A 20,136-nucleotide genomic window follows, 5' to 3' on the forward strand; every position below is an offset into this window, starting at 1 on the left:
CTTGGTCTCTTTATGGTTATCGAAACCTTACCAAGTTTCTCCGCCCTCTTCTTTCCACACCGCCTATGGGACGGTTACTCGGAGAGTCATCCGTTGACAGCCCCATGGGGCGCTGTTAGTATCCTCGCAGCCAAGAAAGGCCAACCCACCCCGGTGCGTTCGAAAAGAGAACGCGAATAGGGAAAGCGGTGAAAATCCGCTGCGGAGGCGCCACTGTAACCGGTTAGCCACCCCGCTGAAGCCACTGTCCATTAGCTTGGACGGGAAGGCGCGGGAGAGGCGATGATCCGGAAGCCAGGAGACCTGCCGGGTAGGGCTGAGTGGCCGCTCTTCGACCCAGGGAGCGACTCAGGCACCGGGCACTACGTTGAAGCACAGTGAGTCCGGTTTGTCACAATCCCTGTCGCGAGAGAGCGGCGGGGATTTTTCAGTTTGCGAACAGTGGACTCTGGGGCGCCGGACCTGCGCTCCAACGAAGACAGGCCGCGTTTCGGCGTACTGACCTGGCGTCTAAACAGGAGGCGCCTGCGCCGTTTTCCCATACTCGCAGGTTCTCCGGTACTGCTGAGACTCGCGATTGGGTCCACGGTCCTTCTGATCATATGTCTGGCCTTGGTGCTGATAGCCACTTCTGTCGGACCGTACACTATCCCTCCGGCACGTGCCCTTGAGATACTTCTCGAGCAGTTGCATCTCGGGCAGGCCGACGCCTCCAACACCGAACAGGCAATAGTCGCCAGTATCAGACTGCCAAGAATAGTTCTGGCGCTGATAGTCGGAGCGGCGCTCGGTGTGTCCGGGGCAGTCATGCAGGGCCTCTTTCGGAATCCAATGGCGGATCCCGGCATCATTGGCGTCTCCACGGGTGGCGCCCTGGGTGCGGTGATCGCGATCGCGACAGGCGCGAGCGCACTTGTGTCGCTAGCGCTGCCCGCAATGTCATTCGCCGGTGCGACAGCAACTCTGGTGCTCGTGTACGTGGTGGCGTCCGTAGGAGGGCGGTTCTCGATGGCTGCACTCCTGCTGGCAGGGGTGGCGATAGGCGCCTTCATAGCAGCGGTGATTTCGGCCATAATCCTGTTCACCGCAAACCTCCAGGCACAGCGCGAGATGCTGTTCTGGCTGGCAGGTGGACTCGGTGCTTCAACCTGGCAGGACGTCCGACTCTCGCTGCCGTTCGTCATCCTGGGCATTGCGGTCTCTGTGGTGTTGTCCCGGGACCTGAACCTGCTAATGCTCAGCGATGAGGAGGCTCGCGCGTTGGGATCGCGTGTATCGCTCACCAGGAACCTGCTTCTGGTTTCTACTTCGCTGATTACCGGAGCCGCGGTCGCTTTCTCCGGCACGATAGCCTTCGTGGGTCTGATTGCTCCACACACGCTTCGACTGTTGGTCGGCGCCGACCACCGTGTCCTCATACCTCTCAGCGCAATTGGGGGAGGTGTGTTTCTTCTCGCTGCCGACACACTCTCGAGGACAGTGGTGGACCCGGCAGAGGTGCCGGTCGGAGTGGTTACCGCGCTGACAGGCGCTCCCTTCTTCCTGGTGCTCCTCGCCCGCAATAAAGCTCGCGCATCAATGCTGTAGTCCAAGTCACGACGACGGAGGATGAGATGAATTCAAGACTATGCTCAATTTCCTTGATAGCCCTGTTCGCTGTAATTGCCGCCTTCAGCCTGGTGGCATGTGGGGCTGATTCCGAGCCAGCGGAAGTCCCTTCTGTTGCATCTTCCAGCGCGCCGCCGCCCACGCCTGCACCTGAGCCGACTCCTGTGCCCGAACCCACCTCGGCTCCTCCTCCGAGCCCAACGGCAGCACCGGCGGTCGTTGCGGTGCCAACTGCGACCTCTGTACCCGAGCCCACGGCCACGGCTGCACCTGTACCCACAGCCACAACGGTTCCCACGCCGACTGCTGTCCCGTATCCTGCGGTGGCGGGGATCGTGGACCCTTCCAACCGCGGCTGGCCTCGAGAGATCGAGACTCCAGACGGTGTGATAGTTATAGAGGAACCACCGCAGAGCGTGCTCTCTTACTCCCTGGGTCACGACGAGATGGTCCTCGCGATGCTGAGCACAGAACGGGTGGCCGCAGTAGGCAAGTTCACTGCCGATCCTGCCTACTCCAACATCGCGGAGTTCGCCAGCAGCCTGCCCATTTATGAGAAAGGTGTGGAGAATGTACTCGCTGCGGCCCCTGATCTCGTAATTGTCTCCAAATACACGGACGCCGACATTGTTGATCTCATCGAGGAAGCCGGAGTCACAGTAGTCCGGCCCGCCCTGGAGAGTTCAGCGGAGGGGAACATTCCGAACATCCTGCTGATTGGCTACATGCTGGGCGTGGAGGAGCGTGCGCTGGAGCTGGCCGCGGATATTGAGAACAGGCTGAGCGCAGTTAATGACCGAGTGCCTCCTCCTGGAGACGACTCGCGTCCTGTGGTCCTGGCACTGACAAACTATTCCGACAAGATCTACGCCGCCGGAGAGAGCACCACGGAAGGTGGAATAATTGTGGCCGGGGGTGGCGTGAATGCCGCGGCAGAAGAGGGACTCTCATCTCACCAGGAGATAAGCATCGAGTCCATAGCCGCGATGGACCCTGACGTTATCCTCGTTACTCAGCCACCCGCGTTTGGCGGAATCCAGTTCAGGGATGAGTTGCTCAGTAACGCAGTTCTCGCCGCGGTCCCGGCAGTCGCTGACGGCGAGGTCCACCTCGTCGACTCCCGACGTTACACTACACTCTCACACTGGAACGTAAGGGGGATCGAAAACACGGCTCTGCTTCTGTACCCTGACCTCTTTAGCGAGACTGAATTCGCCGACTTTGAACCATACGCTGGTCAGTAGTGCCGCACGCTCCTGACCAGTGGCACGGGGTTGACACGTACCCGTACCGGTGGTAGTTTGCAGCCAAGTTCAACTGTACCTTAATAGGATCTCTATAACTAACGCGCAGGCAGCGGGGAAGGGAGTGAAAGTCTCCCACGGCCGCGCCACTGTAAGCGGGTAGCGCTGTGACAACAGCCACTGGTCGACTTGGTTTCGACTGGGAAGGCGTCACAGCAGCGACGATCCGCGAGTCAGGATACCTGCCCCGCGCGTTGGAAGTCGGCTTCTCGCTGGTGGGAGCGCTTCCATGCCTGCATGAACAGAGCAACCGATAGTTCTACGGGTATAGACAACACAATGCGCTCCGACACCGAAAAGGTCGGAGCGTTTTTGCTTTTCCGACTCTGCCAGCGAGTTGCCGGGACTGAAAGTCCAACCGAATTCGACGGAAGGCACTTGCCTGGCAAATGATTGTAATTCTAACCACATCCGACACTGACATACTGACGCTGGATCGCGTCAGGTCTGAATTGCCTTCTGGATTCGGCGATACGCTGGCCATTAATCCCTTCGTGCTGGTACAGGACGAAGACGCCTTTAGGAAATTCATCGACGAGGACCTGGCAGACGCAGTCATCGTACTTACCCGGCTTCTCGGTGGTGATAATGCGATGGGCGAGCGGTTCTCGGAACTGGAAGCAGCCTGTCGGGATAGGGGCATTCCGCTTGTCGCGTGCTCTGGTGAACCTGTCCGCGATGCCGTCTTCGAGAGGCGTTCTACGACTCTAGCGATCGTGGCTCAGACTGCCTTCGAGTATCTCAACCACGGCGGTGTCGCCAATATGAGCAACCTGCTCAGGTTCCTGAGTGACGAGACCCAGGGAACCGACTACGGCTACGGCCCGCCCGTTCCCATGCCGCTGGACGGCGCCTACCGCCCTGGAGGAACGGATGCCGTGCCACTCGTCGAGTACAGGCAACTGTACTGCGATCCCGCGAGGCCTACAGTGGCGCTGCTCTTCTACCGGGCCCACTGGGTAAGTCAAAACGTCGAATTCGTCGACGCCATGGTGGAGGCCCTGGAACGGCGCGGCTGCAACGCCCTGCCTGTATTCTGCTCCAGTCTCCGAGAGGACGACGGAGCGGTGTTCCGCAAGTATCTGATGGACAGCGAGGGTCAGGCTGCCGTTGACGTCGTCGTCTGCACCCATAGCTTCGCGATGAGCCAGAACCGCGGTCCACACGTCGCAAACAGCTCCGACGAGAACTGGGATGTTGCCGTGCTGGAACGTCTTGACGTGCCTATTCTCCAGGCGATCGTCACGACCGAACCACAGGCGATTTGGGAAGAGCGGGACATAGGACTCAGCCCTCTGGACATCGCCATGAACATCGCGCTTCCTGAGTTGGACGGACGCATCATCACTGTGCCCGTGTCGTTCAAGGAGTCAGTCTCGCAGAACGGCGCCGGGACAGGCGTGCTGCGCCGTTATGTTCCGAACATCGAGCGCACCGAATCAGTGGCTGGTCTGGCGGCTCGGTACGCGAAACTGAGGGGCACTCCCCCGGCCGAGCGCAGGATCGCGATCGTGCTCAGCAACTATCCCACGAAGGCGTCGCGTCTGGGAAACGCCGTCGGGCTCGATACTCCGGCATCGGCAATCAACCTGCTGCACGCGATGCGCGATGCGGACTACACGGTTGAGGACATCCCTTCTGATGGCGACGAGCTGATGCGACGGCTCATTGATAAGTGTACTTACGATGCGGACTTCCTGACCCCCGAGCAGATGAGAAACGCTGAGGGAAGAGTAAGCGCAGCCGAGTACGCCGCACAGTTCGCGGGTATTCCGGCGGACGCACAGGACTCCATGAAGTCCGACTGGGGGGAGCCGCCGGGCAGCGTGTATGTCGACGACGGCCACCTCTTTATGGCGGGCCTTCGGCTTGGAAACGTTTTTGTCGGGATACAGCCGCCTCGCGGGTTTGGCGAAAATCCCATCGCCATCTATCACAGCCCTGAGCTGATGCCCACCCATCACTACATCGCGTTCTACCGATGGCTGAGAGATGGGTTTGGGGCCGATGCAGTCGTGCATCTCGGAAAGCACGGCACGCTGGAGTGGACGCCCGGCAAGGGAGTCGGACTGTCAGCCTCGTGCCTCCCAGAGGTCTGCCTGCCCGACCTGCCACACTTCTACCCGTTCATTATCAACAACCCTGGCGAGGGTACCCAGGCCAAGCGCCGCAGCCACGCTGTCATCATCGATCACCTGGTGCCCGCCATGACGACTGCCGACAGCTACGGCGACATCACCCGATGCGAGCAGCTCATGGACGAATACGCTCGCGCGCAGGGCATGGACCCGCAGAAGCTCCCCATGCTGCGTCAGCAGATCTGGGAGGTGGTGCAGAGAGCCAAGTTAAGCGAAGACCTGGGTGTGGACGAGATACCTGACGATTTCGACGACTTCATACTGCACATCGATGGCTACATCTGCGAGCTGAAGGACGCACAGATACGCGACGGTCTGCACACGCTGGGAGAGGCCCCGCAGGGTGAGATGCTGATTGGATTGCTGCTGGCCCTAACGAGGCTGAACAACGGCGATGTGCCGGGGATGCGACATGCGATCGGCGACGCGATCGGCCTGAACTACGAAGAGCTGCTGAAGGATAGAGGCGCACCGGTCAACTCCTCCGCCATGCCCAAAGCCCTTGTCGGCGCAAATGGCGGCTCACCGATTCGCAGCGCCGGTGACGTTGTGGAACGCCTTGAGGCCATATCGCGTGAGATGTATGAGAGCCTCGCCGACGCGGCGTTTGATGGCTCCGCAGCCGAGCGAATTGTCTCCGATCTGCTCGATGATAGCGGCGCGGTGCCTGACGTGCTTCGATACGTGAGTGAGACCGTCCATCCAGCCCTGGAGCGGACTACCGATGAGATCGACTCCCTGCTTCGTGGGTTCGATGGGCGCTTCATTTCGCCCGGACCCGCCGGAGCTCCGACTCGCGGCATGGCGGGTGTCCTTCCAACAGGACGCAACTTCTACTCGATGGACCCGCGTAGCATACCCTCGGAGACATCCTGGCAGATTGGCAGGCAGCTTGCGGACTCGCTCATTGAACGGTACCTGGACGATGAGGGCCAGTACCCGGAATCCGTAGGGATCAGCGTTTGGGGAACCTCGGCAATGCGTACTCACGGGGACGACATTGCCCAGATCCTGGCGCTGATTGGCGTGCGTCCGACGTGGCAGGAGGAGAGCAGGCGCGTTTCCGGCCTCGAGGTGATACCCATTGAGGAGCTTGGACGCCCCAGGATAGACGTCACCGTCCGCATAAGCGGCTTCTTTAGAGACGCCTTCCATAACCTGATCCTCATGATGGACGACGCCTTTCACAGGGTGGCCAGACTCGACGAACCTGAAGACCGGAACTTCATAAGAAAGCACTACGTTGCCGAAGTTGAAGACAAGGCCTCCTCCGGCATGAACACGGATGTCGCAGAGTCTGAATCACTGTTCAGAATCTTCGGAAGCAAGCCGGGCAGCTACGGCGCGGGAATCCTACAGGCCATAGACGACGGAAGCTGGCAGTCGGACGAGGATCTCGCGAACGTCTACACGGCGTGGGGCTCGTACGCGTACGGGAGACAGCACCACGGCGTGAGCGCAGTTCGGGAGTTCCAGCGCAGGTTTGCCGCCATCGACGTTGCCACAAAGAATCAGGACAACCGCGAGCACGACATCTTCGACTCCGACGACTACATGCAGTTCCACGGCGGAATGATAGCGACAGTCCGTGTGCTGTCGGGGGAAAACCCGCGCCAGTTCTTTGGCGACTCCTCAGACCCGAGTCTGCTCCGAACCCGAGACCTCAAGGAAGAAGCCCGGAGGGTGTTCAGGTCGCGAGTTGTCAATCCGAAGTGGATGGATTCGATGAAGCGGCACGGGTACAAGGGTGCCTTCGAGCTTGCCGCCACTGTGGACTACATGTTCGGCTACGACGCCACAGCCGAGATCATCGACGACTGGATGTACCAGGAGGTCACAGAGAAGTACGCTCTCGACCCTGAGATGCAGCGTTTCTTCGTGCAGAGCAATCCTTGGGCGCTGAGGGCCATTGCTGAACGCCTCATGGAGGCAGCTGACCGGCAGATGTGGGAGGAGCCGCCTGAAGAGATGCTGAACGAGCTTCGCCGGGTTTACCTGCGGACCGAGGCGCTTCTCGAGGATCGTCAGGAGCAATCTGTCGTATGACGACGAACGTCTCACATAGCTCGCGAGACAGCGTGTTCCCATTCAGCGCGATTGTTGGGCAGGAACGGATGAAGCTCGCACTCGTCCTGAACGCTATCAACCCCGGCATTGGCGGCGTGTTGATTCGTGGCGAGAAAGGTACTGCGAAGTCCACCGCGGCGAGGTCGCTGGCAGCGCTGCTGCCGCAGATCGACGTTGTTGCGGGATGCCCTTACAGCTGTGACCCGTCTGCGCCTTTCGACGGCTGCGAGTTTTGTGCCGGAGATGACAGCAACGCGGTCGACAGGCAGGTACGACTGGTTGAGCTGCCCGTGAGTGCGACGGAAGAGGCCGTGGTCGGAAAGCTCGACATCGAGGTGGCGATCCGCGAGGGCCGTCGCAGCTTCGAGCCTGGCCTGCTCGCGTCGGCGCACAGGGGCATCCTGTACATCGACGAAGTCAATCTGCTCAACGACCACGTCGTGGATGTGCTGCTCGATTCTGCGGCCATGGGACGTAATTTCGTCGAGCGCGAGGGGATTTCGTTCGCCCACCCGGCGCGGTTCCTGCTGATCGGCACAATGAACCCCGAGGAGGGAGATCTGCGTCCGCAGTTCATAGACCGGTTCGGGCTTGCGGTTGAGATCGACCACATCCAGGACGCCGAGCGACGGGCTGATGTAATCCGGCGTCGCATCGCATACGAACGCGATCCGAATGCCTTCCAGCAAGAGTGGGAGCAGGTGGAATCGGCTGAACGACAGCGCATAGCAAAAGCCATGGAACTCCTGCCGGCTGTCGTAGTAGACGATGGCCTCGTGACGTTCATCGCCCAGCTCTGCGCCAGTCACGAGGTAGACGGACTGCGCGCCGACATCGTCATATACAAGGCGGCCCAGACTCTTGCCGCTTACGAGGGCAGAAGTCGCGTCATTCCAGAGGACGTTGTGAGAGTGGCTGAAATGGCCCTGCTGCACAGGATGCGCCGCCAGCCCCTCGACGACCCGGAACTCAACAGTGAGCGGCTGCAGGAGATGGCCCAGCAGCTTATGGACTCGCAATCCCAGTCTCCCGAGTCCGCGCCGGATGATGTCATAACCCCGGAGATGCCAGATGTCGAGGAGCAGCCACAGTCCGGCTCTGACGAGGACGTGTTCGCCACGGGGGAGCTGTTCAAGGTTCGTCCTTTGAATCTCGATGCAATGGACAGACAGCCCCGTGCAAGTCATGGCAGACGCACCACGAGCCGCGTTCGCGATCATCGCGGCCGGTATGTGGGAGCGGAGAAACCAGATGCCGGCGTCACCGACCTGGCCCTGGATGCCACGCTCCGCGAGGCGGCGCCTTTCCAGGTGCACAGAGAAGCGTTCACCGACAGCAACCTCGCCCTGAAGTTGGAACCGTGGGATCTGCGTCAAAAGGTGCGTGAGTCCCGAGTGGGCAATCTCGTGGTCTTTCTCGTCGACTCCAGCGGCTCGATGGGCGCGCACCAGCGAATGGTGGCCGTCAAGGGCGCGGTTATGTCACTGCTGATGGACGCATATCAACGTCGAGACCGCGTCGCAATGATCGCGTTTCAGGGTACGACCTCCGAGGTGGTGCTGCCACCAACGGACAGCCCCAGGCTTGCGCAGCAGCGTCTCGACAACCTCCCGACAGGTGGACGAACGCCGATGGCGCAGGCCCTGGCGGACGCCCTCCGGCTCATCAGACAGCAGCGTCAACGCAGCCCAGACACTCCGCCTCTGTTGGCAATTGTTTCCGACTGCCGGGCCAATGTGAGTATGAAGAGTGGTGCCTCCGGCACGGACCCATTCGACGAAGCCCTAAGAGTGTGCGAGAGCCTGAAGCAGGAGAAGGTACATTCCATTGTCCTTGATCCTTCGCCGGGCTCCGACCGCTTCGGTCTCGTAAGGCGCGTCGCCGAAACGTTGGGAGGTGAATACGTACCCCTTGACGACCTGCGGGCGGCTGCGATCAGCGGCGCCGTCCGGCGGGCCCAAATCAGCACGGATACGCAAGCCTAGAAGGATATATGTGCCATTTGGCTAGCTGTATGGATTGTAGAAGTTGGAGCTAGAGCGAACCACAGGAGGTAACACAATGACAACCTTGGCAAGAGACTCGAGCGAGCTCGCACGAAAAGCAATGGGTGTCGTCCCGTGGATGGCGGGTGCGACCGTACTGCTGTACGCGATGGGTTACGTGGATGGCAGTGTCCACGCAGCTGCGTTCGTCGGCGAGAGTGGCACCGTCATGAACTTCGTGCACGAGTTCTTCCACCACGGTAGACACGTGGCCCTGATGTGCCACTAGGCCTTTGCCGTGATTCAAAGTTTGGGACCGGTATGAAGGGAACTTGCTCCTGAGGAGAGGCGTAAGGTAAATGCAACGCGTAATTTTGCGCGCCGTTATGGTGGGGGTTGTGGCAGGCCTGATTGTGGGGGTGTTCCATAACATCTTCACGGTGCCGGTCATAGAGCGTGCCATAGCACTTGAGGAGGAACGCGCCGCTGTAGTTGTGACCGCTGTCGCATCAGAGGAGGAGGAGACACCGCTTGTCTCCCTCGGGGCTCAGCGTGTTGGCCTGGCCATCGGCATGGGTATACTCGGGGTTGTGTTCGGGCTGGTGTTTGCCGGAGCTTATGGCTTACTGCGGCTGGCGCTGCCGGACTCTGCCCCGATTGCTCAGGCGATCATAGCGGGGCTGCTCGGATTCTGGGCATTGTCGTTCCTGGTGTCGCTGAAGTTTCCCTTCGTACCGCCGGGTGTCGGCTCCGAAGACACCCTTTTCTTCAGGCAGGGTTTTCACCTGCTGTTCTATGCCCTGTCTGCGCTCGGCGTAGCTGGGGTCATACTTGCGGTGAATGAGATACATGGAAGCGTATACTCTGAGGCGATGCATCTGCGGCTGTACGCGTTGACTGGCATCTTATATGGGGCGTTCCTGCTCGCCATATTCTGGATCATTCCCGGGAACCCCGACCCTGTTGAGGTACCCGCCGAACTGCTGCTGGAGTTTAATCATGTCTCCCTCGTTGGCCACCTGCTGACCTGGGGACTCATGGCGATGGGCTTCGCCTACCTGCTGAGACAGGACCTGTCTTCTAACAATGGCTGACTGCCGAATATCGGGAGGTCATGATGACAACTGACACTGATCCGACCAGGGAACCACAGTCCGTAAAGGGACCCCGCATCAACAAGGGACTGGTTGTCGTGAACACTGGCAACGGGAAAGGCAAGACGACCGCCGCGCTCGGCGTACTGTTCCGGTCCTGGGGACGGAACATGCGCGTTCAGATGTTCCAGTTCCTGAAACACACGGGAGCCCGCTTCGGAGAGAAGCGCGCCGCGGACAAGCTGGGAATACCGATCAATGCATTGGGCGACGGCTTTACCTGGCTCTCCAAGGACATGGACCACACCGAAGACCTTGCGCGCCAACAATGGGAGGTATGCAGGGAGGCGATCCTGTCAGATGAGCACGATGTAATCATCCTCGACGAGTTTACTTACCCGATGCACTACGGCTGGGTGCCGGTAGAGGATGTCCTAGAGACCCTGAAGAAGAAGCCTCACATGCTGCACGTCATCATTACGGGCAGGTACGCGCCAGATGCACTCGTCGAGTTCGCCGACCTCGTTACCGAGATGCGCGAGATCAAGCACCCGTACAAGGAACAGGGGATCAAAGCTCAGCCGGGGCTGGAGTTCTGAGCGTGAAACGCCGCCGACCCGTTCCGCATCTGAGTGACAGGTGATATCCACCTCCATGAGAGTAACCAGGGCGGTTGCCAAGGTGCCAGGTAGCTGCGGCGAGCTAGCGCAGGGGCTAATCGACGGCAACCACTTTTTGGTGAGCTGTCCCATCGACATGTATGCGACTGCGTCAGTCGAGGTTTCAGCATGGAGCGGCAGGGTCTGCGCCCCAATGGATTCGCCTAAAGCTCGCCAGTCGGTCGAGCAGACGTTGAAGCACTTCGGTCGATCAGACCTGGACGTCAATCTAAGCTTGTCCAGCACGCTGCCTCGTGGAAAGGGCATGGCAAGTAGTACCGCAGATGTATCGGCCTCGATAGCGGCAACTGCTGCTGCTCTAGGTGAGTCCGATGCGATGCCTCCTTCGGAAATTGCACGCCTGTCCCTGATGGTCGAACCCAGCGACGGGCTTATGCTGCCGGGCATTTCATTAATTGATCATAGGCACGGCACGACAGCCCGCACTATCGGTGAAGCTCCGCCCATGCGCGTGGTGGTTCTCGACTTCGGCGGCGGTGTCGACACGCTGGAGTTTAACAACGTAGACAGGGAAGACACACTCAGAGAATTGCAGCCGAGGTTCGAGGAAGCCCTGGCGATGATCGTCAGAGGGATCGAAGACGGGAGGGCTGAGGACGTGGCGGCGGGCGCGACTCTCAGTGCTGTCGCCAACCAGCACGTGTTGTTCAAGCCTCAGTTGGAAGCTGTAATGAAGCAAGCTGAAGAGCTCGGAGCTCTAGGAGTAAACGTTGCACACAGTGGAACTATCATCGGAATGCTGTTCGACGACGATTTTGCTCTCGCAGAAAGCGCAGTCTCGCACTTACGCGATGGCACTTTGGGAGTCAGGCAGATCTACGATCGGCGAGTCGTGAATGGAGGAGCGTGCCTGGTGGAGGACGCAGTCCTATGGCAACCATAACTGTCGTTGGGGTGGGCCCGGGAGATCCTGACCTGCTGACGCTGAAAGCCCGTGACGTAATCCGTGATGCTGACTATGTGGCCGGCTTCGAGACGGTGCTCGGTCCCGTTTGGGGCTGGATTCGTGGTGAGGTGTTGCCCATGCGCTACCGAGACCAGGAGGATGTCCTCGATCGACTGGCGGCCTATGCCCGTTCAGGAAAGACATGCGTCGTCTGCGCATGGGGCGATCTGAACTTCTCGGCTAGGGAGTTGCTCGACCGTGTACGGAGGCGGGCAGATGTCGTACTCATCCCTGGAATTAGCTCGGTTCAGGTTGCGTGTGCCCGGCTCGGTCTGACCATGGAGACGTCTGTGTTCATCACCCTTCATGCGCGAGACGGACACGAGCACGGCCTGCGTGAACTGGTCGAGATGCTCAAGCAGCGCCAACGCAACCTGATCGTACTGCCGCGACCGTTCGACCTGATGCCGTCCGCCATCGCCGCGCGGTTGCTCGAAGATGGCATCGCAGCCGGAACGCCGCTCCTTTCCTTGCAGCGTTTGTCTCTGCCGGGAGAGAGAATCGATGCTTACACGGTTGAGTCGCTGGCTTCGGAAGCAGCAGACTTCAGCGATCTTACCATCCTTACATTCCCGGTCGAACGGTAGTCAGCAACTGCTGAACTAAACTCAGTCCCGGTGATTGGAAGCCGCGGCATGGCTGGAATGACCCCTCACCAGCCATGCCGCGGTGGATTAGTCGATAGGCGGTGTATCACGAACATGCGGACCCCGTAACCTGCTGTCCCCACGGCGATCATGGCCAGCAGGATGATCATCCAGACGGTGATTCCACCTCCACTGCTGTCCAGGGACGCTGGGAGTGGGGCAGGGGAGTGCCCGACTGCCGCATCCTCGTCGACCTGTGAAACCTTCTGCGGTGGAGCTGGTTCCGCAGCCGGTGGCAGCGACACCTCAGCCATTGGCTCATCGACGGGTTCGAGCGCGAAAACGACGATCACCTTGGACACTGGATCGGTTTCCTGCGTCTGGTTGCGTATCTTCTGCTCGACCAGCGGCGGCAGAGGCGCGAACGTTGGCACAGGTTCGGGTTCGACTATCACCGTTTCGGGTACGGTCGGCGTCGGAACCGGGACGACCACCGCCAGAGCTGGAGTGCTGACCGGTACTGGCACTGTCACCGCTGGGGCGGGCGTGGGCACCGGCTCTGGCTCTGTGACAGATACCGAGACACTCGTGACCGCGCTCAGATCGCCCGAATCGGTTGCCACCACGTAGAACGATACATCTCCTCCGCTGACTGGGTCTATCGACAGTGTGCCACCCACTAGGTGGGCCAGCGCCACGTCAGTGATGTTCTGCCCGGTGAAGTCATACTCCAGACTGTCTCCGTCCGGATCGCTGAAGTACATGTTCAGGTCGACCAGCCACGGCTGCTCGTCTGAGTCCAGGTCGACTCCCGGAATTTCGTCGACCAGCGGCGCCTCGTTCACGTTGGTGATCGTGACTGACACGTCCATATCGGCCGATAGTTCGGGGTCGCCGTCGTCGGTGGCGGTTATCTTCAGCGAGTGGACGTTACTGTCTTCCGAGCTGCCCGGGTTCTCGAAGTCGAGTGCGGCAGTTGGCGACAGGTTGCCCTGTTCGTCAATCGTAAAGGCCTCTGCGTCGGGCCCGGACAGCGACCAAGTGATGGTCCCCTTCTCAGGGTCTTCGATCTCGTACTGAGCGATTGCAGCGACGTTATTCTCAGGCAGTGCGAGTTCGGTGTTTCCGCTGAGCTCGCCTAGCTCGTTGACCTGCATGACGGTCACGCGGACGTGATGGACGTCGTACTCGCTCGGCCTGAAGTATCACGCGGTAGGTGTTGCCCTCCCGACCCTGGGGGTCCTCGTAGTCTGACGGGTTCCTGAAGCTCAGCACTCATTCTTGCGAGAGCCTGAACTTGCTTCTGTCGTACCCAAGCAGCGACCAGGTGATGTCGTCATCATCGGCGTCTTCTGCAATGTAGGTCGCGACAGGATCGGTGCCGTTCTCGTTGAAGGTCACGTTGGTTTGACCGAATATCTGCGGCGTTTGGTTGCTTGAGGACTCGTACCTGCTGCTAGAGCTGCTGCCCCCAGAGCTGCTACCTCCACCCGAAGTGCCGCTTCCGCCACCAGTGTTTCCGCCACCTCCGGTTGTTGGAGGCGGGGTCGTCGTGGGCGGCTCTGTTGGAGGCGGCGCGGGCTGGTCCGATCCGGCCGCGAACTCGCTGAAGCCAGCAATGTTGTAGACGGTGATCATGCCGCCGTTGCCGTTCTGGTCGGCGGTCAGTTCGTAGCACTCGTCGGTGCCGACAGGATTCGGGCACTGCGGCATCTCGTCCCATGAGACGTCAGTGGGACCGTGACCCTTCCACATCTGGAAGTCGCCGCTCGCGACGTCAGCCGCGACGGCGGCATACTGCATCTGATCCAGCGTCACGTCCAGTGTGGAGTTCTGGTTAAGACTCTCCTCGATAGACTCTGCGCCGAGGTCAAATAGGTCGACGAGCACACAGACGTGCTGGTGGTCGATCGGCGCCTCGATGCCGCAGTTGTTGCTCTGTGCGTCGACAGCGACCTGGAAGAACTGGTCCCTTGCGCCCTCCTGGAAGAGGACGGACAGGACTTCATCCTCCGACACCAACGTCGTTTCGACATCAGGGTCGACAATGTGGACGGCCTCTGTATTAGTGCGTGCCACCACAGGCCTGTAGACGACCACCCTGAACTCCTGGCTGATGCCGGGAGTGTCCGAGACAGTCAGCGTGGTAGTAGCCACACCGATACCGACCGGTGTGATGGTCAGATAGCCCTCTGACACGTCAACTGTAAAGATTGTGGCATCAGAACTCGTTGCCTGGTAGGGCGGATGCCCTTCGTCCGGATCTGAGAAGTAGTCGGAAAGCAGTATCCGCTCGCCGCCGCCATCTATCGGTACGAACTGGATGGCGATGGTGTCGGTCTGGACCGTCGGGTCGCTGTCGGCGGCCACCGTAATCGTCACATTGCCTACCGACGAGTTACTGTTCACGTCTGACACGGTGTAGGTGAATGAGTCGGAGCCGTAGTATCCGGCACTCGGCGTGTACTCGACGTTCGTGCCCACGATAGCTGTGCTGCTGTTTGCGGGCTGCATGACGGCGGTCAGGGACAGTTGCATGCCCTCCGGGTCGGAGTCGTTCGCAAGCACGTCTATTGTCACTGCGGCGCCGTCCTCAGTTGCGGTGGCGGTGTCGGCCACGGCCACAGGAGCCTCGTCGACGTTTACGACGGTTATGGTCACTGGGACCGAAGTGGTCGCGTTGGACGGGTCTGCGGCTATCACCGTGACTCGGTAACTGCTATTGGACTCGTAGTCCAACGGCATCCTGGTCTGGATCTGTCCAGTCGACCTTACGATGCTGAACATGCCAGCGTTGGTACCGTCAAGCCAGTAGGTTAGGTTGTCCGCCGGGTCGTCAATAGCCGTAACCGGGTCTCCGACGTTCTGGCCCGGTGCCGTGTTCTCGTCTACAGAGCGCCTCTCGAACTGTGACAGGAACCTCGGCGGGTCGTTGTTCACTGGTAGCTCGCGAACGGTGTTTTCCGAAACCGCACTGGCGCTCTTGCCGCTACTGTAGCCGTCGTCGTACGTCGCGGTGGCACGAAGGTACCTGCCGACGTCGGTCGAGGTTGCTATGTAGCTGTCAGATGTCGCGCCACTAATGGTGCTCCAGCTGGATTTACTGCCCGCACGCGACCTCTGCCACGACCAGGTGATGGTCGACTCAACCCCGTCAGGATCGTCCAGGGTGGCCGTCAGCGCCGTATCGACCTGCGGCTGCACCGAAGAGAGCTCAACCTCTCCAGGCTCCTCTACGTTGGTAACTGTGACGGTCATGTCCAGCCTGTTGATGTTGTTGCCGTCGGAAGCCTGGACGGTTACGTGGTACACGTTGTTCCTGTCCGAGTCATCCGGGTCCTCGAAGTCAGGTGCAGGGTCGACGCTGAGCACACCGCTGTCTGTGATAGCGAAGTACGCGCTGTCAGTGCCAAGCACCGTCCAGTATACGGAACCACCTTCGGGGTCTCTCCCGGTGTAGCTCGCGACCGCGCGGGTGCCGTTCTCGGCAAAGTTGGTCGAGGTTGCGCCGGTAATCACCGGAGCCTCGTTCTCGCCGATCACGTTGATGGTGATGTCGATTTCATCATCAGTCACCGCGTCGGTCTGGCCGTCGACGTTTTTGCTGTCGCGCACCGACACCGTCACCGAGTAGCTCTTCCGACCCTCGTAGTCCAACTCGGACTTGGCCAGGATCTGGCCTGTGGAGTCATCGATGTCGAAGTGTCCGGCATCGGTCCCGCTCAGCGAGTAGTGCAGGGATTTGTCCTCCGGGTCAGACGCCGACACAGGTGCGCCCACGTTCTGCCCAGCAGTCGTGTTCTCGGTCACGCTGCGAGTGCCAGTGTCCCCGTTCGGGAACTGCGGAGGCTCGTTGACGTTGGTGACGGTGATTGTCACTTTCAGAGTGGTCGTGCTGTTCTTGTCATCGGCAAATATCTCAATGTTGTATTCGTTGTCTTCGCCAGTGTCGAGAGGTGTCTCAAAGTTTGGCAGCGCATTGAAGTGGAGTTCTGTGCCGCTGAACCTGAATAGTTTGCCGTCATCACCCTTCGGAACGAGTGTTATGTCATCGTCCTCAGGATCGGATGTGGTGAAAGTCGCAACCGGTCTGTCGTCGTTTTCTGGGTAACTCAGGTCTGTGGTGGACAGGCTCAGGCTCGGTGGCTCATTCACGTCTGTAACTGTGATCGTCACAGTGACCGTAGCTTCCTCGTTGGATGGGTCGGACGCCGTCACCGTGACGGTGTAGGTGTCCTTGTCCTCATGATCCAAGGCTGCTTTGGTCTTCAGTTGACCACTTGAAGAATCGATGTCGAAGGACGCTGCATCCTGTCCGCCTAGCGTGTAACTCAGATCGTCATTGTTGTCGTCTGTCGCCGTCACCGGGCTGCCTATGTCTTCTCCTTCACTCGTGTTCTCAGGGACAGACAACTGGGTGTCCGTAGTTGGCGGGAATGTCGGCGCAAAATTGGTCGGCGGCTTTTCCTCGGCCTGATTCGCCGATGTCACCGTCGCGCTCTTGCCGGAAGAATGACCGTCCGTGTACGAGACCGTGACCCTAATGCTCTTGCCAACGTCGCCCTCAACCGGCGTGTAACTGTCTGTGACTCCACTGCTTGATGTAGCTGTTCTGACTTCGGTCCAGTCGCTGCTAGTAGCCGTCTCCCATGTCCACGTGAGGGTGGAAATACCCTTGTCGGGGTCAGATAGGGTAGCAGTGAGAGTTGCCTCGACCTGTGGCTGCCTTGACGACAGAGTCACAGATCCCGCCTCGTCCATATTGACAATGTTGACAGTCACGTCCAGCGTGCCTGGGTTGCGGCTGTCGGTAGCCACGACCGTAACTTGGTAGGTCGACTTGATCTCGAAATCCGGCGGCGACTTGAATGTCAGGTTGCCACCTGAGATGTCGAAGGCGCCCGAATCAGTTCCTGATAGGTCCCAGCTATGGGAGTGTCCCTCAGGGTCTACAGCCGTGTAGATTGCGACTGTTGCTGTAGCGTTTTCATTGAAGCTGACAACTTCATCGCCACTTATGACTGGCGCCTCATCAACATCTTTCACGTTGACGGTCACAGGAATCGTGGCGTCTACAGAGTCTTCGGCATTGTCGTTAATGTCCTTGCCATCGCTGACCGAGATTTCAATGTTGTAGCTCGAAGCCTCCTCGTGGTTGAGCGGTTCTTTCGTGTACAACTGGCCTGTAGTGGTGGAGAAGCCGAACATATCGGCGTTGGCTCCTTCCAGCGAGTAGACCAAGGTGTCTTCTGTTTCGTCGTTCATCGCTGCAACTGGGTCCCCGATCTTTACGCCGGACGGCGTGTTCTCGTTAACCTTGCGAACGATATTTGGCGAGAACGACGGCCGGCTGTTCACGGCGGGAACCTGGCTGTCCGAGATGCCATCGGCGCTCTTGCCTGTGCCCTCCCTGTCGTCGTAGGTCGCGGTTGCACGGAGGTAATGGCCCTCGTCGGCGTCTACAGGCGTGTATCCGCTTCCGGATTGACCTGAAATAGGTTGCCACCCGCTCTTATCCGTAGAGCGAGCCCAACTCCAGCTCACGCCGGAAACGTTAAGGTCGGGATCGGTAAGGGATGCGCTCACCTGGAAGCCATCCTCCGGCGAAGCAGGGGAGAGCGTGACCACACCGGGCTCATCCACGTTCGTGACGTTAACAGTCACGTTCAGGTCGGCGATGTTTCCACCGCTTTCTGCATCGGATGCGCGTACTGTGATTTGGTAAACTGCCTGTTCTTCGAAGTCCGGTGTGGCGTCAATGCTGAGCACACCGCCATCCGAGATGGAGAAGTCAGATGAATCTCCATGCACTGTAAAGGTTGTAGTTGCCCCTTCAGGGTCAGTCGCAAGGTACGTGGTAATTGTCCCTGTGGCATTCTCTGTCGCACTGGTGCTGGTCGCGCCGGTGAGGACGGGTGCCTCATCTTCATCGATGACGTTGATGGTCACCTCGAAATTGGCGTCCACCGTTGGGATTGCCTCAGTGACGCCATTGGCGTCCTTGCTGTCCGTGACTGACACGGTTACCGAGTAGCTCTTCTTGCTGCCCTCGTAATCGAGGTCGGATTTCGTCAGAATCTGCCCAGTTGATGTCGAGATGTCGAAGTGCCCTTGATCTGGCCCACCTAGCGAGTAGGTCAGACTGTCCCTCTCAGGATCAGACGCACTGACTGGTGCGCCAACATTCTGGCCGGCTCGGGTATTCTCCGAGACGTCCCTTGAGGTATTTGCTCCCGGGAATGTGGGGACTTCATTCGTATCAGTCACGACAACCGTGACCAAGAACTCGTCATCGAATTCCCCGTCCGTTACCTTAACCAAAACGTAGTACACGTTATCTTGGTTGCGGTCGGTTGGATTCTCCACATCCGGAGGCTCGGCGAACCTGAGTTCACCGTTAGTGATTGTAAAATCATCCTCGTCAAGAATGGTCCCCAAGTTCCACACGATGTTTTCGCCCTCGGGGTCGTTGTGTTTGTACGTTCCAACTACCGAGAGTAGACCTTCAGTGTACGTAATCGAATTGCTGCCGCTGATTTCCGGCCCTTCGTTCAAGTTCGTCACATTGATCATCACGGAGACCGTGCTGGATGCGTTGGAGGGATCGGACGCTCTAACCGTTACGGTGTAGGTATTCTTGCCCTCGTGGTCGAGGGCAGCCTTAGTCTTCAGCTATCCCGTGCCAGAGTCGATGTCGAAGTAAACTGCCTCAGGCCCTTCCGGTGCGTACCTCAGGATGTCGCCGCTGTTCTGATCTTCTGCGGTCACAGGCTCGCCGATGTTCCCACCCGCAGGGGTATTCTCCGCGATCCTGCGACTTACAGTGGATGACGCGAAGACAGGTGGGTGGTTCTCCTCTGGAGCAGGGCGTACCGAGCTGCTTGGCTGCTCAACTACGTCCTTGCCTGAACCGTGGCCGTCTGTGTATGTGACAGTGATGCGAAGTTCGTTGCCTTCGTCCGACTCTGCCGGGGTATAGGAATTGGACGTGACGCTACCTGCAGTGGTGGTGCTGACAGTGGTCCAGAAAGTGGTGGTTGCCGAATAGCTTTCCCACTTCCAGGAGATGTCGGCAAGGCTGCCATCGTCATCCTCGAGGGTAGCGGTTAGCGCCGTGCCCACCTGTGGCTGCTCGGACGACAGCTCGATTTAGCCACGCTCGTCGAAGTTTATGACGGTGACGGTAACTGACAGCTCGCCTGTTAGAACCCCGTCCGAGTTTTGGACAGTTACGCTGTATTCAGACTGGTCTTCGTAATTCGGCGTGGCGAGGAATGAAAGGGTTCCGAATTCGTCAATCTCGAAGGCGCTCTTGTGGTTGCCATCGAGTGTCCATTTACTCGTGGTTGAATTCTCCGGGTCATCGGCTGAATGTGTTTCTACGAACTGCCCGACATTCTCGATGACCTCAGGAGTTTCGTCACCGGACACCACTGGAGGCTCGTTTACATCGTTCACCGTGATGGTGACCTGGATATATGCGTCGGATGTGGTAGAGACTCTTCCATAGTCGTCCTTACCGTCGTGCACGTCTACATAGAAGGTGTATGTGCTCTGACTCTCGGCGTCGAGTTCAGCCCTTGTCAGAATCTGGCCAGTGGTAGTACCTATAGCGAAGAGGTCCACATCGGCCCCGCCCAAAACGTATGTAATACCGTTTCAGCGTGAGCGAGCCGTAGTGGAAGTGGCGGTGGTCTAATACTTGGTCTATGCTCTTTCCAGCTTTT

At 59.2% G+C, this 20,136-nt stretch carries 13 protein-coding genes and 2 riboswitches; of the genes, 9 read left to right on the forward strand and 4 right to left on the reverse strand.

All coding sequences use genetic code 11. From position 1 onward, the window contains the following. Positions 1-134 precede the first annotated feature (134 nt). Positions 135-326: riboswitch (cobalamin riboswitch) on the forward strand. A 106-nt stretch (positions 327-432) separates the two neighbouring features. The 9 genes from J4G14_09630 (at position 433) to cbiE (ending at position 12,409) form a co-directional block, all read left to right on the forward strand. Beyond that, entirely contained in the window at positions 433-1,587 is a 1,155-nt protein-coding gene (locus tag J4G14_09630) for an iron chelate uptake ABC transporter family permease subunit (protein MCE2458059.1), read from the forward strand. A 26-nt stretch (positions 1,588-1,613) separates the two neighbouring features. Further along, a complete protein-coding gene (locus tag J4G14_09635) occupies positions 1,614-2,852 on the forward strand; it encodes an ABC transporter substrate-binding protein (GenBank protein ID MCE2458060.1) in 1,239 nt (412 codons plus the stop codon). 69 nt (positions 2,853-2,921) lie between these two features. Beyond that, a riboswitch (cobalamin riboswitch) is annotated at positions 2,922-3,117 on the forward strand. A gap of 184 nt (positions 3,118-3,301) precedes the next feature. Further along, on the forward strand, positions 3,302-7,096 hold the full coding sequence (gene cobN, locus J4G14_09640) for a cobaltochelatase subunit CobN (GenBank protein ID MCE2458061.1): 3,795 nt from the start codon (positions 3,302-3,304) through the stop codon (positions 7,094-7,096). Further along, positions 7,093-9,102, forward strand: coding sequence for a magnesium chelatase subunit D family protein (locus tag J4G14_09645; GenBank protein ID MCE2458062.1), 2,010 nt, complete (start codon positions 7,093-7,095; stop codon positions 9,100-9,102). Before cobN ends, J4G14_09645 begins: the two co-directional genes overlap by 4 nt. 76 nt (positions 9,103-9,178) lie before the next feature. Continuing rightward, a complete protein-coding gene (locus J4G14_09650; GenBank protein ID MCE2458063.1) occupies positions 9,179-9,391 on the forward strand; it encodes a hypothetical protein in 213 nt (70 codons plus the stop codon). Positions 9,392-9,461: 70 nt separating this feature from the next. Continuing rightward, positions 9,462-10,196 carry a CbtA family protein gene (locus tag J4G14_09655; GenBank protein ID MCE2458064.1) on the forward strand — a complete coding sequence of 245 codons (735 nt, stop codon included), beginning with the start codon at positions 9,462-9,464 and terminating at the stop codon, positions 10,194-10,196. 23 nt (positions 10,197-10,219) lie between these two features. After that, positions 10,220-10,795 carry a cob(I)yrinic acid a,c-diamide adenosyltransferase gene (cobO, locus tag J4G14_09660; protein MCE2458065.1) on the forward strand — a complete coding sequence of 192 codons (576 nt, stop codon included), beginning with the start codon at positions 10,220-10,222 and terminating at the stop codon, positions 10,793-10,795. A gap of 55 nt (positions 10,796-10,850) precedes the next feature. Further along, positions 10,851-11,759 (forward strand): GHMP kinase, encoded by a 909-nt coding sequence (locus J4G14_09665; protein MCE2458066.1) that lies wholly within the window; start codon positions 10,851-10,853, stop codon positions 11,757-11,759. Further along, a complete protein-coding gene (gene cbiE, locus J4G14_09670; protein ID MCE2458067.1) occupies positions 11,747-12,409 on the forward strand; it encodes a precorrin-6y C5,15-methyltransferase (decarboxylating) subunit CbiE in 663 nt (220 codons plus the stop codon). Before J4G14_09665 ends, cbiE begins: the two co-directional genes overlap by 13 nt. Before the next feature lie 65 nt (positions 12,410-12,474). Here cbiE and J4G14_09675 read toward each other — a convergent pair whose 3' ends face one another. The 4 genes from J4G14_09675 to J4G14_09690 all read right to left on the reverse strand — a co-directional run bounded on the left by J4G14_09675 (position 12,475) and on the right by J4G14_09690 (position 20,035). Continuing rightward, positions 12,475-13,566, reverse strand: coding sequence for a cadherin repeat domain-containing protein (locus J4G14_09675; protein MCE2458068.1), 1,092 nt, complete (start codon positions 13,564-13,566; stop codon positions 12,475-12,477). Between the two features lie 118 nt (positions 13,567-13,684). Further along, the gene (locus tag J4G14_09680) at positions 13,685-18,973 is read right to left on the reverse strand and encodes a cadherin domain-containing protein (protein MCE2458069.1); all 5,289 of its coding nucleotides are present in this window, start codon (positions 18,971-18,973) and stop codon (positions 13,685-13,687) included. A gap of 108 nt (positions 18,974-19,081) precedes the next feature. Further along, positions 19,082-19,531 carry a hypothetical protein gene (locus J4G14_09685; GenBank protein MCE2458070.1) on the reverse strand — a complete coding sequence of 150 codons (450 nt, stop codon included), beginning with the start codon at positions 19,529-19,531 and terminating at the stop codon, positions 19,082-19,084. 27 nt (positions 19,532-19,558) lie between these two features. After that, positions 19,559-20,035 carry a cadherin domain-containing protein gene (locus J4G14_09690; protein MCE2458071.1) on the reverse strand — a complete coding sequence of 159 codons (477 nt, stop codon included), beginning with the start codon at positions 20,033-20,035 and terminating at the stop codon, positions 19,559-19,561. Positions 20,036-20,136: the final 101 nt, after the last annotated feature.

It is taken from the genome of Dehalococcoidia bacterium (genome assembly GCA_021295915.1).
Taxonomy (GTDB): Bacteria; Chloroflexota; Dehalococcoidia; order Lucifugimonadales; family UBA1123; genus VXRN01.

Coding starts and splice junctions, on each gene's coding strand:
- cobO (MCE2458065.1), top strand. CDS start 10,220: ATGACAACTGACACTGATCCGACCAGGGAACCACAGTCCGTAAAGGGA.
- J4G14_09635 (MCE2458060.1), top strand. CDS start 1,614: ATGAATTCAAGACTATGCTCAATTTCCTTGATAGCCCTGTTCGCTGTA.
- J4G14_09650 (MCE2458063.1), top strand. CDS start 9,179: ATGACAACCTTGGCAAGAGACTCGAGCGAGCTCGCACGAAAAGCAATG.
- J4G14_09645 (MCE2458062.1), top strand. CDS start 7,093: ATGACGACGAACGTCTCACATAGCTCGCGAGACAGCGTGTTCCCATTC.
- J4G14_09665 (MCE2458066.1), top strand. CDS start 10,851: ATGAGAGTAACCAGGGCGGTTGCCAAGGTGCCAGGTAGCTGCGGCGAG.
- cobN (MCE2458061.1), top strand. CDS start 3,302: ATGATTGTAATTCTAACCACATCCGACACTGACATACTGACGCTGGAT.
- cbiE (MCE2458067.1), top strand. CDS start 11,747: ATGGCAACCATAACTGTCGTTGGGGTGGGCCCGGGAGATCCTGACCTG.
- J4G14_09655 (MCE2458064.1), top strand. CDS start 9,462: ATGCAACGCGTAATTTTGCGCGCCGTTATGGTGGGGGTTGTGGCAGGC.
- J4G14_09675 (MCE2458068.1), bottom strand. CDS start 13,566: ATGCAGGTCAACGAGCTAGGCGAGCTCAGCGGAAACACCGAACTCGCA.